This is a genomic window from Thauera terpenica 58Eu (genome assembly GCF_000443165.1).
Lineage (GTDB): Bacteria > Pseudomonadota > Gammaproteobacteria > Burkholderiales > Rhodocyclaceae > Thauera > Thauera terpenica.
Genome location: NZ_ATJV01000081.1, coordinates 71,446 through 88,691, shown reverse-complemented (window position 1 = coordinate 88,691; position 17,246 = coordinate 71,446). Strand labels below are relative to the sequence as shown.

The 17,246-nt window shown below is 67.5% G+C and carries 9 protein-coding genes; 6 read left to right on the top strand and 3 right to left on the bottom strand.

From position 1 onward, the window contains the following. Positions 1 to 114: 114 nt before the first annotated feature. The 6 genes from M622_RS35285 to M622_RS35260 all read left to right on the top strand — a co-directional run bounded on the left by M622_RS35285 (position 115) and on the right by M622_RS35260 (position 9,883). Complete coding sequence (locus M622_RS35285; RefSeq protein WP_021250433.1) at positions 115 to 2,292, top strand: UvrD-helicase domain-containing protein; 2,178 nt, start codon at positions 115 to 117, stop codon at positions 2,290 to 2,292. 62 nt (positions 2,293 to 2,354) lie between these two features. After that, positions 2,355 to 2,855 (top strand): LEA/WHy family protein, encoded by a 501-nt coding sequence (locus M622_RS35280; protein WP_021250432.1) that lies wholly within the window; start codon positions 2,355 to 2,357, stop codon positions 2,853 to 2,855. Positions 2,856 to 2,947: 92 nt separating this feature from the next. After that, positions 2,948 to 4,462, top strand: coding sequence for an AMP nucleosidase (locus M622_RS35275; protein ID WP_021250431.1), 1,515 nt, complete (start codon positions 2,948 to 2,950; stop codon positions 4,460 to 4,462). Between the two features lie 41 nt (positions 4,463 to 4,503). Further along, positions 4,504 to 6,456 carry a B12-binding domain-containing radical SAM protein gene (locus M622_RS35270; protein ID WP_021250430.1) on the top strand — a complete coding sequence of 651 codons (1,953 nt, stop codon included), beginning with the start codon at positions 4,504 to 4,506 and terminating at the stop codon, positions 6,454 to 6,456. A 67-nt stretch (positions 6,457 to 6,523) separates the two neighbouring features. Then, positions 6,524 to 8,173, top strand: a complete 1,650-nt coding sequence (locus M622_RS35265) for a flagellar assembly protein A (protein ID WP_021250429.1) — start codon at positions 6,524 to 6,526, stop codon at positions 8,171 to 8,173. A 384-nt stretch (positions 8,174 to 8,557) separates the two neighbouring features. Beyond that, complete coding sequence (locus tag M622_RS35260; protein ID WP_021250428.1) at positions 8,558 to 9,883, top strand: hemolysin family protein; 1,326 nt, start codon at positions 8,558 to 8,560, stop codon at positions 9,881 to 9,883. Between the two features lie 111 nt (positions 9,884 to 9,994). On the opposite strand, the gene tpx is transcribed toward M622_RS35260, so the two are convergent. The 3 genes from tpx to M622_RS35250 all read right to left on the bottom strand — a co-directional run bounded on the left by tpx (position 9,995) and on the right by M622_RS35250 (position 17,231). After that, on the bottom strand, positions 9,995 to 10,495 hold the full coding sequence (gene tpx / locus M622_RS35255; protein ID WP_021250427.1) for a thiol peroxidase: 501 nt from the start codon (positions 10,493 to 10,495) through the stop codon (positions 9,995 to 9,997). Between the two features lie 104 nt (positions 10,496 to 10,599). Continuing rightward, entirely contained in the window at positions 10,600 to 10,944 is a 345-nt protein-coding gene (locus M622_RS0120540; RefSeq protein WP_031347387.1) for a hypothetical protein, read from the bottom strand. 194 nt (positions 10,945 to 11,138) lie between these two features. Continuing rightward, positions 11,139 to 17,231, bottom strand: coding sequence for a DUF7379 domain-containing protein (locus M622_RS35250; protein WP_052028740.1), 6,093 nt, complete (start codon positions 17,229 to 17,231; stop codon positions 11,139 to 11,141). Positions 17,232 to 17,246: the final 15 nt, after the last annotated feature.

The following is a 17,246-nucleotide window of genomic DNA, read 5'->3' as shown; positions in this document are numbered from 1 at the left end:
CTGGCTGAACCCGGTCGCGCGCAATTCGGCGCGGGGCGCGCATTCGACTATGCTTGCGCGCATCCGGCACCTCCGTTTCCGCTCCCTCATCGCCGCCCGCCAAGACCTCCCGTCATGATCCGCAGCTCCTCCCTGCCCACTCCCGACTCTGCGCGCGCCAGCCCCCGCTTCCAGCCCAAGGGCTTCATCCCGACCGACGAGCAGACCGAGATCCAGACCAACAACGCCCGCCACGTGATCGCGATGGCGAACGCAGGCGCGGCCAAGACCACGACCCTGGCGCTGCGCATCGCCGAATCGATCACGCGTGGGGTGGCGCCCGAACATATCGTGGTGCTGACATTTTCTGCCGAGGCCGCGCGCGTGCTGCAGCGCCGATTAATCGAAATCGGCTTGGAAGCTCGCCTCGCGCGCCGTGTGCGCTGCACCACCTTCGACGAATTCGCCCGTGACAGCCTGCGCGACATCGAGGGCGGCGACACACCCTTTCTCGACTCCTTCGAGGCGGTGGCGCCGCACGTTCGCGCTGCCGTCGCCGAGCTGCAGCGACTCAACGCGCTGCGCGCCACACCACGCGAACTGTGGCTGCCCGAACACAACGCGCAGATCGCCGACTTCCTGAAGCTCGCGCGCCAGTTGAAGACCCAGCTCGTGCGCCCGACCCTGGAAGAGGACGAAACCATCGCCGAGCGCGCCGACGCGCTCGACATCCCGGAAGGCGCTTTCGCCCTCTACCGTCAGCTCGAGAAAGAGCGTGATGGCGATGGAGACGGCTGCAGCTGGCGCAGCGGTTTCGACGCCACCTACGATCTGGCCTGTCTGCTCGGCGCTGGGGAAGGGCCGCCGCCCGCGCTGCCGAAATACCGCGTCGTGATCGTCGACGAGCTGCAGGACATGAACCCCGCCAGCTACGCCTGCCTGGAACAGCTGCTGGCCCAAGGCCAGGCCTTCTTCACGGGCGCGGGTGACTTCGACCAGGTCATCCACCGCTGGGCGGGTGCGGACGTGAGCTTCATCCGCAGCCACTTCGGTGCCGGCTGGCGCAACGTCAAGCGCCTGACGCTGACCATGACCTTCCGCCACGGCCCGGCGATGGCGCTGGCCACCGCCGCCTTCAAGGCCAAGGCCGTGGTGTCGGGCCGCGACCACGCGGCGCAGATCGCGGTCGAGCGCTATGTCGACGACGCCGACGCCGCCCAGCGCACCCTCGCACGCGTGCTCGACTGGCAGCGGCGCGGGCGGCGGCTGGACGACTGCGCCATCATCCTGCGCTCGGCGGACGAGTCGATCGCAATCGAGAACGCCTTGCTCGAAGCCGGCATCGGCTGTCGCGTCGAAGGCCTGGAGCCTTACTTCCTGCGTCCCGAGGTGCTCATGCTGCGCGGCGTGATCGCCTTTGCGCTGGAGGATTACGAATCGATCCCGGGTGCGGGCAAACGCCTGCAGGTCCTGCAGGCGCTCGAGCTGTGGCAGGAGCTGTCGTGGGCAACGAGCCGTGTCGAGGACCTGAAGATCGCCGCCACCCAGCCCGAGCTCTTCGATGCCTTCCTCCACGGTCGCCTGCTCAAGGCCCAGACCCTGGCCGACCAGGCCGCCGCCGCGCTCTCCGCAGACGAGGAGGAGGAGGCCGCGCATCGACTGCTGAGCCTGGCCAGCCGCCTGCGCCGCGAGGGGCGTGAGGCCGAGGTCAGGCTGCTGCTGACGCAGCAACACCGCGCCGCCCACACCGTGGCGGAGACGCCCGCGCAGCAGTACGCACGCCTGCGCCTGGCCAGGGCGCTCGAGATCCTGCGTGACGCACCCGCCGACGAGCCCGCACACCTGGCGCTCGAGCGTGCAGTGAAAACGCTCGATCTGAAGCAGGTCGCGCAGCGCATCTTCATCGACCCCGCCAATGCTGAAGTGGTGGTGCGCTCGATCGCCGGCTTCGTCGACAGCGCGCGTCGCCTGGGCAAGCCCTTGCGCGAGTTTGCGCAGTGGCTGCGTGAAGCAGAAGAGAAGCTCGCCGAGTTGCGCAAGCGCAAGACCGTGCTGCTGTGCACCGTGGAAGCCGCCAAGGGCCAGGAGTTCGGCGCGGTCATCCTGCCCTTTCTGGAAGAGGGCCGTTTCCCGCTCGCCGGCTGCGATCGCACCGAAGAGAGCAACCGCTTCTACGTCGCCAGCACGCGCATGCGCGATGAGCTGACATTGCTGGTGCCCGACGCCGCAGCGCGCGTCAGCCCTTTCGTGGCGGCGATGAAGCTTGAGCAGGCCATGGCGCGCGGGCGCCTGCAGCTCGAAACCCCACGCTGAAGGCAGCACACCGGGGGGCGGTTAGAATGCGCGCATCGCCCGCGCTCAACGGAGTCTCATCCATGCACACCGCCCGCCTTGTAAATCTTTCGCAGCCATTGCGGCTGTGGGCGTTGTTGCTATGCGCCTTCGCGCTCGCCGGCTGCGCCAGCCTGAGCCAGCGCGAACCGGTGCGCATCAACGTCGTCGGCCTCGATCCCCTGCCCGGCCAGGGCATGGAGATGCGCTTCGCGGTCAAGCTGCGGGTGCAGAATCCCAACGACACCGCGATCGACTTCGACGGTATCGCGCTCGAACTCGAGCTCAATGACGCGCCTTTCGCCACCGGCGTCAGCGACCAGCGCGGCAGCGTGGCGCGCTTCGGCGAAGCGGTGATGAGCGTTCCGGTGACGGTGTCCGCGATCGCCGTGGTGCGCCAGGCCTTGGGCGTGCTCGATGGCAAACCCAGCGCCAGCGTGCCCTACACCGTGCGCGGCCGGCTCGCCGGCGGTGTGCTGGGCGGGGTGCGCTTTTCGGACTCGGGCAAATTGAGTCTGCCCGACAGCCTGCAGGGGCTGCGTTGAATGACTGCGCCCACCGCAGCAAGCACATAGCCGTCCCCACGATTGCGCCAGCCGCGCCCCTCTCATCCCAGCGACCCTTCAGTCCCCACGCCATGCCCGCCACTCCGCTTACCGCGCCCTTCTTCGCCCCCGCCCGCTTCGACGACGCCACCGCTGCGCTGGCGCGCGTGCGCGAGATCCACAGTGCCGGCGTCGCCCACCTGCGCGATGCGCTGCAACGCTACGTGTCAGGCGAGGACATAGGCCGTCACGTGCGCGCCTGTTATCCACTGGTACGCATACGCACCGAAACCGTGGCGCGCGTCGGCTCCGGCTCCGGCCTGTCCTACGGCTTCGTCGCTGGCCCCGGGGTGTTCGAAACAACGCTCACGCGCCCCGACTTGTTCGCTGATTACTACCTCGAACAGTTTCAGCTGCTGCTGCACAACCATCAGGTCGCGCTCGAAGTCAGCACCAGCACCCAGCCCATCCCGGTGCATTTCGCCCTCGCCGAGAACGACCACCTGGAAGGCCAGCTTGGCCCCGAACGTCGCCTGCTGCTGCGTGACCGCTTCGACCTGCCCGATCTCGGTGCCATGGATGACGGCATCGCCAACGGCACCTTCGAACCCGGCCCCGGCCAGCCGCAGCCGCTCGCGCTGTTTACCGCGCCACGGGTGGACTATTCCCTGCACCGCCTGCGCCACTACACCGGCACCCTGCCCGAGCACTTCCAGAATTTCATCCTGTTCACCAACTATCAGTTCTACATCGACGAATTCATCAAGCTCGGTCACGAGCTGATGGCCGACACCAACACCGGCCACGGCTACGAGGCCTTCATCGAGCCCGGCAACGTCATCACCCGTCGCGCCAACCTGGCGCCGCAGGACGGTGATGCGCTCGGCAGCGCACCGCCACACCTGCCGCAGATGCCGGCCTACCATCTCGTGCGCGCCGATCGCGGCGGCATCACCATGGTCAACATCGGTGTCGGCCCGGCCAACGCCAAGACCATCACCGACCACATCGCGGTGCTGCGCCCCCATGTCTGGATCATGCTTGGCCACTGCGCCGGCCTGCGCAACACCCAGCAACTGGGCGACTACGTGCTCGCCCACGGCTATGTGCGCGAGGACCACGTGCTCGACGAGGAGTTGCCGCTGTGGGTGCCGATTCCAGCCCTGGCAGAGGTGCAGATCGCGCTCGAGACTGCGGTGCAGGAAACCACCCAGCTCTCCGGCCACGCGCTCAAGCGCGTGCTGCGCACCGGCACCGTCGCCAGCACCGACAACCGCAACTGGGAGCTGCTGCCCACGCACGGCATGGCCAGCAACCCGGAGCGCCGCTTCAGCCAGAGCCGCGCCATCGCGCTGGACATGGAGTCGGCGACGATCGCCGCCAACGGCTTTCGCTTCCGCGTGCCCTACGGCACCTTGCTGTGCATCAGCGACAAGCCCCTGCACGGCGAGATCAAGCTGCCCGGCATGGCCAACCAGTTCTACCGCGAACGCGTGGACCAGCACCTGCGCATCGGCATCCACGCGCTCGAAAGCCTGCGCGAACAAGGCATCGATCGCCTGCACAGCCGCAAGCTGCGCAGCTTTGCCGAAGTGGCATTCCAGTAGCCGCCCAGGAATTCTCACGTCGCGTGCCACACTGAACCCACATGCCGCCCACCGCGCCCCCCCAGCCGCGCTCGATACGGGTGCTCTCCGTCATCCCGCCGATGACGCAGCTCAACACGCCTTATCCTTCCACCGCCTACCTCACCGGCTTCCTGCGCTCACGCGGCGTGGACGCGGTGCAGGAGGACCTGGCGCTGAAGCTGGTGCTGCGCCTGCTGTCACCCGCCGGACTCGATGACATCCTCATCCGCGCCGAGGCCTTGCCGCGCAAGCAGCGCACGCCCCTGGTACAGGGTTTCATCGAGCACTTCGCGCGCTACCGCTTCACCATCGGCCCGACCATCGCCTTCCTGCAGGGCCGCGACCCGACCGTTGCCCACCGCATCGCCAGCCGGACCTTCCTGCCCGAAGGCCCGCGCTTCGATGCCATCGAGGCCTATGCCAGCCTCAACAACGAGGGCGGCGGCGATGACGGCGACACGCTGGCCTGGGCCTTCGGCGCCCTGGGTCTGGTCGATCGCGCCCGCCATCTCGCCACCCTCTACCTCAACGAGCTCGCCGACATCCTGCGCGACGCCGTCGATGCGCGCTTCGAGTTCGTGCGCTACGCCGAGACGCTGGCGATGAGCCAGCCCACTTTCGAACCTCTGGCCGCCGCGCTCGCCGCCGCACCGACCCTGGTCGATGACTACCTGCAAGCGCTGAGTCTGGAAGCGATCGCGACCCACGCACCGCAAGTGGTGCTGATTTCCGTTCCCTTTCCAGGCTCGGTGTACGGCGCCTTTCGCATCGCGCAGACGATCAAGGCCAGACACCCGGAGATCGTCACCGTGCTCGGCGGCGGCTTCGTCAACACCGAGTTGCGCACCCTGACCGAGCCGCGCGTGTTCGATTACTTCGATTACCTCACCCTCGATGACGGCGAGCGCCCGCTGCTGGCGCTGCTCGAGCATGTGCAGGGCAAACGCGGCCAGTCGCGCCTGGTGCGCAGCTTCGTGCGCGATGCTGAAGGCGCGGTACGCTACATCAACCTCGCCGAACCCGACGTGCCCTTCGCCGAGGTCGGCACCCCGACCTGGGACGGCCTGCCGCTGGAGCGCTACCTGTCGGTGCTCGACATGCTCAACCCCATGCACCGCCTGTGGTCGGACGGGCGCTGGAACAAGCTCACGGTGGCGCATGGTTGCTACTGGAAGAAGTGCAGCTTCTGCGACGTCAGCCTCGACTACATCGGCCGCTACGACGGCGCCTCGGCCAGCCTGCTGGTGGACCGCATCGAGGCCATCATCGCCGAAACCGGGCAGACCGGTTTTCATCTCGTCGACGAGGCTGCACCGCCCAAGGCCCTGCGGGCGCTCGCCACCGAGCTGCTGCGCCGCGGGGTGGCGATCTGCTGGTGGGGCAACATCCGCTTCGAGAAGTCCTTCACCCCCGAGCTCTGCCACCTGCTGGCCGACAGCGGCTGCATCGCGGTGTCGGGCGGGCTGGAGGTGGCCTCCGACCGCCTGCTCAAGCTGATGAAGAAGGGCGTGTCGGTGGAGCAGGTGGCGCGTGTCACCCACGCCTTCACCGAAGCCGGCGTGCTGGTCCATGCCTACCTGATGTATGGCTTTCCGACACAGACCGTGCACGACACCGTGGATGCGCTGGAATACGTGCGCCAGTTGTTTGCCGCCGGCTGCATCCAGTCCGGCTTCTTCCATCGCTTCGCGTGTACCGTGCATTCACCGGTGGGCATGAATCCACAGGAATACGGCGTGCGGCTCGTGCCGCTGCCAGCGGTGAGCTTCGCCAGGAACGACGTCGGCTTCATCGACCCCAGCGGCGTCGACCACGATAGCCTGGGCCGCGCGCTGAACAAGGCGCTCTACAATTACATGCACGGCATCGGCCTGGAAACCGACGTGCGCGAGTGGTTCGATGAACGCGTACCCCGCTCACGCGTGGCCAGGCACTTCATCGCCCGAGCGCTCCCGCAGCCCGCACACGACTGACGCCGGCAATGCCTCCCCCTATACTGCAAACAGACCAGACAGCGGCGCCGGATGGCGCGACACCCGCATGAACGACGACAAGCCGGCAGGACCGGAACTTCAACTCACGCTCGACGACGCGACCCGTTCGCTGCGTGCGAGCCTCGTGCCCGATGCACAAGTACCGCGCATCGACCCCTTCTGGGTGCGCGACCGCCTCGCCGACGCCGGCTTTTCGGAGATGAAGGTACGTACCGACGGGGTCAGGAGCTTGCTAGCGCACTACAACGCCGGCAAGGCCGTGAGCGATCTGGAGATCGCCGACTGTGTCGACGCCGCATTGCAGGTGCTGGTGTCGCCGGACGCGCTCGAAGCCCGCCTGACGATTGCGCCGCCGCAGGGCGGGCGCGCAGCGACCAAGGCCGAAGTGCTCGAACAACTGAGCCTGAAGGGCATTCACGAAGGCGTGCTGGTGGATGAGATCAACCGCGCCATCGCCGACGGCCAGGCGCGAGAACTGGTCATTGCCCGCGGGCGCGAAGCCATCGCCGGGGACGACGGCGTGCTCGAATGCCTGCTGCCCGAGATCCGCGCCCGCGTGCCCAATGTGCGCGCCTGCGGCCGCACCGACTACCGTGACCTGGGCGAGATCCAGGTGGTGTGCGCAGGCGATGCCCTCATGCGCCGTCACCCGCCCACCCCCGGCACGCCGGGCGTCGACGTACTGGGCAAGCCGATCGCACCCAGGGCTGGCAAGGACACGCGCTTTGCCAGCAACTTGACAGGCGTGCGCAGCGCTGACGACGACCCCGACCTGCTCGTCGCCGCCATCGACGGCCAGCCGCTACAGGTCAGGGGCGGCATGATGGTCGAACCCGTGTTCACCGTCGACACGGTCAACATGGCGACCGGCAACATTCGCTACGATGGTGCAGTGCGTGTGCGCGGAGACGTCAAGGCCGGCATGAGCATTCACGCCAGCGGCGACATCGAGATCGGTGGCGTGGTCGAGCCCGCCACACTCGAATCCGGCGGCAGCATCGTGGTCAAGAGCGGTGTGCTCGGCGGCATCGGGCAAAAGGACAGCAACAGCCACTGCATCCGCTGCACCGGCAGCTTCTCCGCCATCTACGCACAACAGGCCCGCATCGAGGCGGGTGACTCGATCTTCATCGACGACCTGGCGATGAAGTGCGAGCTCACCGCCGCCAATCACATCCGTCTGGGCCTCAATCGCCGCGGCCAGGTCATCGGTGGGCTGCTGCGCGCCACGCTGTCGATACACGCACGCACCCTGGGTGCACCGAACCGTATCCGCACCGAGCTCGAGATCGGCACCGACCCGGCGCTCGCTGGCGCACTGCAGGCGAGCACACAAGCGCGCGACAGCAAGGAAAGCGAACTGCTGGAAATGGGCAAGCTGCTGAGCTTCTCCGATCGCTACCCCGACCGTATCGCGCCCGCGGTACGTCTGCGCGCAGAACAGACCGCTGCCGCCTTGTCCGCCGACATCGAGGCCCTGCGTGGCGAGGAAGTGCAGCTGCGCCAACGCCTGAGCCTTGCCCAGCACGCCCGGGTCAATGCCGAACGCGCGATCCACGACGGAGTGGTGGTACGCATGGCCGAATCCAGCCTGCGCATCCACGGCGAACGTGGCCCCACCACCGTGCGCCTGGCCGACCAGAATCTGGCGGTTTTTGCACTCGAAGACGACAGCCACCTGGACGACGAAAGGTGACAATTGCCGACACTTGCGGCATGATTATTTTTCTTCAAACAAATCAAGGGTTGGGCGGGGTTGAAAAACTACTCCGCGATATGAGTCGTTGCGCCTTGTCGAACACCGCCGCGTCGGTCCGTGCCGGATCTGAATCCGCGCCCACATCCGATGCTGAACCCCCTGGGCGATCTTGCCCACCCCCGCTGTTCGCGGCCACGTTCTCCGACCCTGCTGTTCTGCCTGCAGGCCCACTTTCGCGGGCCGCGCACAGCCGCCGCGTAACGCAAACGTCATCCGCGTGCGACCTCCGTCGCGCCTATCTCCTGTCGCCCCGGCCAGTCCGTGTCACGTCTGCCTTGCGGCAGTCCTGCGCACGCGCCTGAGCCGGGCATCCCTGGTCCCATGGAAATTCTCGTTCTCGTTATCCTCATCGTCATCAACGGCTTGTTCGCCATGTCCGAGATCGCGCTCATCACTGCGCGTCGGGCGCGTCTGTCCCGGCTCGCCGAGGACGGTGACCATGCCGCAGCAATCGCAATCAAGCTCGGCGAAGAGCCCACGCGCTTCCTGTCCACCATCCAGATCGGCATCACCTCGATCGGCATCCTCAACGGTATCGTCGGTGAAGCCGCACTTGCCGGCCCACTCGCCTCCTGGCTGCAGACCCTGGGCATGGAGCAGCGCGTGAGCGAGATCGGCTCCACCGTGCTCGTCGTGCTCGTCATCACCTATGTCTCTATCGTGGTCGGCGAGCTGGTGCCCAAGCGCATCGGCCAGATCAACCCGGAGGGCATCGCACGCCTGGTGGCGCGCCCGATGTACTTCCTGTCGATCGCCTCGCGCCCCTTCGTGCACTTGCTGTCGAGCTCCACTGCGCTGCTGCTGCGCCTCATGGGTCAGCGTGAAGTCAATGGCCCGAGCGTGACCGAGGAAGAGATCCGCGCCATGCTCGACGAGGGTTCGGTGGCCGGCATCATCGAGAAGAGCGAGCATGAGATGGTGCGCAACGTGTTCCGCCTCGACGAACGCCAGCTTGGCTCGCTGATGGTGCCGCGCTCGGACATCGTGTGGCTGGACATCAATCGCGCACTCGACGAGAACCTGCAGCTCATGGCCTGCTCGGCGCACTCACGCTTTCCGGTATGTCGTGGCGGCCTGGACGAAATCCTCGGCATCATCAGCGCAAAGCAGCTCTTCAACCAGACCTTGCGTGGTGACGCGGTCGACCTCACCGAGGCCTTGCAGACCCCGATCTACGTCCCCGAATCGCTGACCGGCATGGAGCTGCTCGACCAGTTCCGCGTCACCAGCACGCACATGGTGTTCGTCATCGACGAATACGGTGAGGTGCTCGGCATGGTCACCCTGCACGACCTGCTCGAGTCGGTGACCGGCGAGTTCCAGTCGGACAACGCCGAAGAGTCCTGGGCCGTGCAGCGCGAGGACGGCTCCTGGCTGCTCGATGGTCTCATCCCCATCCTCGAACTCAAGGATCGCCTGAACATGAAGGCGGTGCCGGAAGAGGACAAGGGGCGCTACCACACCTTGTCCGGCATGATGATGTGGCTGCTCGGCCGCCTGCCCAGCACCGGCGACATCGCGGTATGGGAGGGCTGGCGCTTCGAGGTGGTCGATCTCGACGGCAAGCGCATCGACAAGGTGCTGGCCAGCCCGGTGCCGGAAGAAGCCGAAGCGGGCAGCAATGACAATGGCGAATCGCCCGCCTGAGCCCACAGCACGCCTCCGACGCCCTGCACGAAGCAATTGAAAACGCCCCGCACGCAAGCGTGACGGGGCGTTTTCAATACTGGGGCGGCGCTTGCGCCACTCCAGGTGGGATTACTTCAATGCGGCGAGCGCAGCGGCGTAGTCGGGCTCTTCCTTGATCTCGGGCACGAGCTGCGAATACAGCACCTTGTCGTTCGCATCGAGCACCACCACCGCACGTGCGGTGACACCGGCGAGCGGGCCGGAGGTGATGGCGACACCGTAGTCCTGGGCAAAGGCCGGGTTACGGAAGGTCGACAGCGTGTTCACATTCTGCAGGCCTTCGGCCTCGCAGAAGCGCTTGGCGGCGAAAGGCAGGTCGGCAGAAATGACCAGCACCACGGTGTCGGCCAGGGCGCTGGCATCGGTATTGAACTTGCGCGCCGAGGCCGCGCACACCGGCGTGTCAAGGCTGGGAACGATGCTCAATACCTTGCGCTTGCCGGCAAAGGCGTCAAGGCCGACATCGGCCAGATCAGCGCCTGCCAGCTTGAAGGCGGGGGCGGCATCACCCGCTTGCGGGAAGCGTCCGGCGACGTCGATCGGGTTACCGCCAAGGGTCACATTGCTCATGGGTTCTGTCCTCAGTCTGAAATCGGGTTATACCGCCGGCCTCTGCAGGGCACCGGTCAGCGGACGGACAGACTACACCAAGCGCGCGGACGGGAGCGCACAACTCAGCGCGACGGACGCTCGTCGATGTCGACCTCGCGGATCACTTCGCCTTCGATGATCAGGCCCTGAGCACCACTCCGACCCTCTCCCTGGCGCTGCCCCTGGCCCATCGACGCCTGCTCACGCATGTGCTTGCGCAGCGCACGCGTCTTCCACCACAGATAGCCCCAGGCCACGGCACCGACAGTGACGATCACGGCAAAGAAGACCACCGAGAACATCAGCGCCACGCCGAACACCGCAATGGTGACAAGCGTGGTCAGGACCTTCTGCAACACCGTCGGTGGCGTCCCGTCACGGGCACCGAACTGCTTGAAAAGGCCGGAATACTTCGGATCTCGATACATGGAAGTGTCCTGAAAGATGGCGTGGCTGGCAATACCGACAAAGGCGGCAGGATAGGGGTCAGAGGCACGCGCCGGGCAAAAATTCCACCACGGCGATGTTTCATCATGCAACAAGCAGCGCCCGCGAGGGGCGCGGCCGCCCTCCTGCACCTGACCTGCGCCCGCCCGGACGGCCTTCAGACTCTCCTGGACGCTCACTCCGCCGGCGCTTGCAACACGGCAATGACCTCCTTCAACACCTTCGCCTGCGCAAGCTGCTCCTTTCCACCCTGAAGAAGCAGGAAGTCCGCCAGCAAGCCGATCTGGGCGAAGGCCGAATCCAGCTCACGCGGCGAGGCGGCGACGGTTTCAAGGGTGTCACGATAGGCCTGGCTCAGCACCTCGACAGCGCCACGCCCTTCCGGCAGCTCAGCTCCACCCAGCCAGCCGGCCAGCGTCGCATCGGCCGCCATCACCGCATCCCAGAACTCGAAGCGCTGCTCGAAGCGTGCCCGCGCCGCCGCGGCGCAGGCACTGGCATCGACCTCACCCGCTGGCGTCTCACCGAGCACGGCGTCGAGCTGCAGACGATTGATGCGGGCATAGGGATTCCAGTCGGTGGCGCGCGCGTCGGCCTCGCCACGTGCGTAGGCGTCACGCGCACGCAGCAGGGCCTCGCGCACCGCGTCCTTCTCCGGCTCCGGGCTGCGCAACAGAATCAAGGCCTTGCGCTTCCACGCCGAACCGATGATGGACTGGCGCTCGGTATTCGGGCGCAAAGCGTCAGCACGCAAGGCATCGATCGGTGCGGCATTGACCGCAGGGTGCAATCCGGACAGCGTGCTCAGAGCCTGCACCCGCGCCAGTGCATCGTCGATCAGCACTGTGGCGGCTGCCAGGTCCTGTCCCGTTCCCGGCACGCTGAGACGCTCCGCCTGGCGTGCCTCCATATTGATGAGCTGCTCGATCGCGCTGATCGGCACCAGGCCCTGCGACGAGTCTTCGGCGATCGCGCGCAGCAGTGCCAGGCGCGCCGCATCGAAGCCGGCCGCGCCATATTCCGCGTACAGCCGCCCCAGCGCCTGCAGCACGTCGGTGCGCTCGGCCCAGTTTGGTGGCAGGCGCCCGAGACGGCGACGGATGCGCTTATTGAGCGCGTCAAAGTCACGTTCGGCCTTGCTCGCACCCGGCAGGCGGGTGTCGAGGCGCAGCTGCTCGAGCCAGTCCAGCAACTCCTCTGCAGCCAGCAGCGGGGCCTCGTCGCGGGTCGCACCCGCATTGAGGCGGAGCTGGAAGGCAGGATCGCCATAAGCCTGGTAGGCGCCCCAGGTGTTGCAGTCGGGGTGAGCGTCGAGCGCGGCGCGGCGGGCAAGAAAAATGGCGTCGGCAAAGTGTGCGCCGTGCACCGTCATGTGGGTGAAGAAGGTTTCGGAGAAACTCAGCGCCGCATCGTCACGCACCTCCCAACCTGCGGCGACCACGCAACGCACGCCCATGTCGATCAGCTCGCGCGCCAGGCTGGCGGCCAGACGCTGGTCGTCGGAGCCGGAGCCGATCTTGCCGAGGTGACAACAGCTGAGGAAGACCAGATCGGGCACCGTCTCCATGAGGCCGATCTCGGCCGCCGACAGCAACAGCCCGTCGGACAGCACGACTCCGCTGCGATAACGTCCGTCCGCCGCGCGTTTGGCATGGATGCCGTGAGCCGCGATGACCAGGATGCGGCACGGCCGTGCGAACAGGCGCGCAAACACATCGCCGGCGAGCGCATCGGGTGGGGAATGGCTGACAGCGTAGCCCGCGCCTTCGAGAATGCGCACCACGGCATCGCCTTCGCGCGCAGCACCATCCAGGCTGGGCAGGCGATCAGGGCGTGGTTGACCCTGCGCATCGAGCTGTGGCGTCCAGCCCGCGCCGCCGAACTGCGCAAAATAGCCTTCAGTGCTGGGGTTGGCGATGACGCAGGCGCTCAAGGCATCGGTGCGCACGATCTCGCGGCGGAAACGGCTGGTCATGAACTGGCGCACCATGCGCGTCGTGCGCACCAAGGGCTCGCCATCGGCCTCGAGCAACTCCCACGGCAGGTTGGCGGTGCTCTCATCGACCATGAGCACCAGATTGTGTGCCTTGCGCGCCGCCGCCTTGAATTCCAGCGGCAGCAGCAACTGAAACACCATGTGCCCGAGCGCGTGCTCGCCCGAGGCATAGCGCGTGGCGCTGGGGCCATTCAAGGCCTCGGCGGCGAGCTTTTCGATCAGACCGGGCTGGCGCTGCTGGACCACGGCCTCGGCGCGCGCCTTCTCGCCCATGTAGGTGAAGCGCAGGCGCTCGGCGTGACGCAGCAGGGGGGCGCTGTCCAGACCCTGCACCAGCGGCACGGCGTCGGCCGCAGCCGCATGGCCATGGCCATACAGCGTCAGCAAACGGCGCATGGCTTGCGGCGGGATCGGGTTGTGCAGGCGCGGAGTCCAGCATTCGGCGCCACAGTCGCTGTCTTCGCGGTCGGCGTCGGTGACCGCCAGCCGCGGCCAGTAATCGGAGAAGGGGGTCACCGTCAGGCGCTGGCGTACGCCTTCGCCGTGCTGCAGTTCAGTGGGCAACTCCAGCTCGGCGTCGAGCTGTGCGAGCTCGGTCGCCAGCGTGCGCTCCAGCGCGCTGACGGCATAGGCGGCCGAGATGGCCGTGTCGCGGTAGAGCTCGATGAGATCGAGCGCGACGATGCGCCCGCGCGGCCCCTTGTGCCCGCCCGTGCCCGAACCCAGGGCGAAGTCGCGGTTGGCGAGCAGCACCCCGAGCACGATCGCCCTTACCGCGTCGTCGACGTCGAGCTGCGCGGCCGAATTGGTGCCGACCAGCAAGCTCGCGAGGCGCAGCGGCAGCCCGTGCTCGTCTGCCGCCTTGCATGCCTCCTCACTCTCACGATCACAGGCATGGAGCAGATAGCGCAGCGCCCCGGCGCGCACCGCCTCGGTCACGCCTTCTGGGCCCAGGTGCCCCATCTCGCCCAGGCCGACGACCACCGCCCCACGCCCGCTGCCGCGCAGGCGCTCCTCGCGCCTGCGCGGCATGAGCACCACGGTGGCATGGCCAAGCTCGCCGGAATGCACGCCCAGGCGCTGGCGCTGGCTGAGTGCGCCGCCGACCAGCCAGCGGTCGATCACACCTTCCGCGCCGGCAATCGGGTCACCACGGTAGTGGCCACACAGCAGTGGCACCTGGACGAAGCGCAAGTCCATTGCCTTCACCGCCACCGCCAGCGTGGCGCGCTTGCGTCGTGGCAGCGGCCGCAGGCGCCCGCCCAGTGCGAGACAGGCGATTTCCTCGTCACTGGGATACGCCGGCGGCGGGCCGGCGCGATAGCTCAGCAAAGGTGCGCGTTCCTGCTCGCCGCGACTCACCGGCAGGCGGCCGAGACGCAGCGGCACGCCGCGGCTGAGCAAGGCCTCGATATCGGCAAAATACCTGGCGGTGCTGGTCAGGCCCATATGGTCGGCCGGCATGGTCCAGCAGCGCTCATCGGGCAGATTGGGGATGCGCCCCGACTTCCAGGTCACCGAGCCGTCACCATGGGGCGTGCCGCGCATCATGATGCTCTTTGGCTTGCCGTCCTCGGTCTGCAGCAGGATGCCGCAAGGGGTGTTCTCCGCCTGACCAAAAACGTAGGCGACGCGCTCGGGGGCAAGATCCACCCAGCGCGTATCGGCCAGCGCGCCCCAGAAGTCGCGCGCTTGGTCGAGCAAGGCCTGGGTGGGCTTGCCAGCGAGCGTCTTGCCAAACCAGAAGTCGTTGTTGATCGCCGCCAGCTCGGTCCACGCCTCGGCGCGGTAGTAGTCCTTGTCCGCCAGCCCCCCCGCGTCCTCGAAACCGGGCGCGGGCAGCAGATGCAGCGCACCCGGAAAGCCGGCAACGATGTCGAGCACGGCCTGCATGCCCTGCCTCAGGTCCAGACGCGCCAGCATGCGGATGGTGTCCGACTGGCCAAGCAGGGTCTCGACGAAGAGGTGCGAGCCATGATTGGGCGTGCCCAGCATCAGCAAGCGTCCGCCCGGGCGGGCGACGATATCGGCCCACAGCGTCTTGTCGGCGGCAAAGGCGGCGCGCACCAGCAGACCGCCCATGCTGTGGGCGAGGATGCGCAGCGGCTGGTCGGGGTGGGTGTTCAGGGCTGCGCGCAGCACCAGGGCGAGCTCAGCGCCCAGGGTCTGGATCGGCTGGCGCCAGTCGTAGTCATGGCGAATCACGCGGTGGCTGGTTTCGAGGTGGTCGGCGAGCCTGCCGTAGGCGAGGCCGACGAGACCGTCCTCGCGCACCGTCTTGTGGCTGTCCATGGCAATGCGCGCCAGGCGACCGCGGGCGAGATCGAAGGCATCGAGCCAGATGCGGTTCCCGTCCGCCGCGAGATGGCTGCCCATGATGCCCGGCAGGTAAACCAGCACCGGCAGCGTGTTGTCGGCAGCTTCGGCCTCGCCACGGCTGGCGCGGCCGCTGGCGGCGGGTTCCAGCGCGGGCAGTGCGAGCGGCTGCCAGGGTGCGCTGTGTTCCGGGGCCTCGCGCGTCAGCCACGCGCCCAGCGCACTGGGCAGCGGGATGCCGGCGCTCTTCACATCATCGCGGAAGTAGCGGAAATGGCTGACTTCCGGCCCCTGCACGTAGATCACCCGATGTGCTGCCTCGGGCGCCGCCGCGGCGCGGACGATGAGGCCGCCGTACATGGAGGCAGTGTCCACCACCAGGTCGTTGCACGCACGCTCGAAAAACGCCCAGTCCACAAACATCACGCCGATGCGCTGCACCAGCCCTGCGCCGCCACCCTCGATATCGCCGGCGATGATTGCCATGCGCACCTGAGGCGCAAGCGCAGCCCGCCCGAGCAGCATGCCCATCGGCGACTCGGGCAGCATGGCCTCGATGCCGGGCACGAGGTCGGGCTGCAAACGCTTGTCGGCGATCTCCAGCACCACGCGCGAGAGAAAGGCGAGGCTGCGGTTGGCGAGCTTGCGCGCCGCCGCAGCCGCCAGCGGCGACGCGAGCGCCCCGGCCACCGCGCCCGCACCCCAGGCACCGAAGCGGCGCACCAGATTGAGCAAGGTCGACAGAAACACATCGAGATTGTCCGACAGCAGCGCCGTGCCGCGCGCAGGCGCAGCCACCCGCACATAGCGTTCTACGCGCAGCTTCTTGTCGCGCAGCAGGCCTATCAGGCGGCGCAGCTTGGCCTGCTCGGCGGCGGCCAGCGTGTCGAGTTCGCGCGCGCTGGGGCGCAGCGCCTGCTCGTCGAAGCGCGGCGCCGGGCGCCAGGCGTCGATGAGTTCTTCGAGCAGGGCGTCGTCCGGGTCGAGACACATCAGATCACCGACCAGGCCGCCACGCGAATGCGTGACCAGGCACAGGCGCGCGCCCGCGGGCAGGGTCTCGGCCAGGCTCAGGGCGTTGTCGATCGGACTCTCAGAGAAGGTCCGGTGCTCGAAACCGAAGATGCGTTCTCCAAAACTGGCCTGCAGCACGCCCCAGGCGCTGCTGGCGGGGAGGTCACCGAAGCCGCCCAGGGTGTGCGATCCGGTACCGTGAATGAACACCAGCAGCGCACCCGCCTGCGCCGCGCTGCTCAGGCGCGGGTCGTCGGCGGTGCAGCACTCGCTGTCCTGCAGCACGGTCCCGTTCCAGCGGTAGAGTCCGGGAGCGCCGCCGAGACGGCTCTCTATGGTCTGCATCAGCGCTTGCGCGCCCTTGCGCGAGGCCCAGGCGGCGGCCCAGTCCTCGGCCTTGTCGCCCAGCACCTCGCGCGCCCTGTCCTTGGCGGCGGCGGTGAGTTCATCGTCGACCAGATCGAGCTCGATGACGCGACGCCAGATCCAGCCCAGCGCGCCACGGGTGGTGTCACGGCTGTCGCGAAAGCCGGCGAGGTCGATCAGGCCATCGCCATCGATCAGTTCCGGGCGCGCGCGTGCAAGCTGCTCGGAGAGCGCATCTGCGCGCATGAAGATGGTCGTGCCGTCAGCCGCTTCCAGCGCCAGCAGACCGGAGCGGGCGCCGAGCACTTCCTGTGCCGGGGCATCGGCGCTGCGGCTGGCAGGCGCCAGTTCCAGCGTGCGTCGCACTTTCAGGTTGGGCAGCAGCGCTGCGCTGTCACTGCCATCGGCGCGGCTGGCCAGGGTTCGCAGCGCTGCGGGCAGGGCGGTCGCAGACGAGGCTGTGGCCTGCAGCGGCAGCTTCAAGCCGGGTGCGCGAACTTGGTCAGGGCGCGACGCAGAAGCTTGGGACTCAGGACGCTCAGGATCCTGGCGTGCGGGGCCTCGGGGCTTGGCCATCTTGCTCTCCTCGTC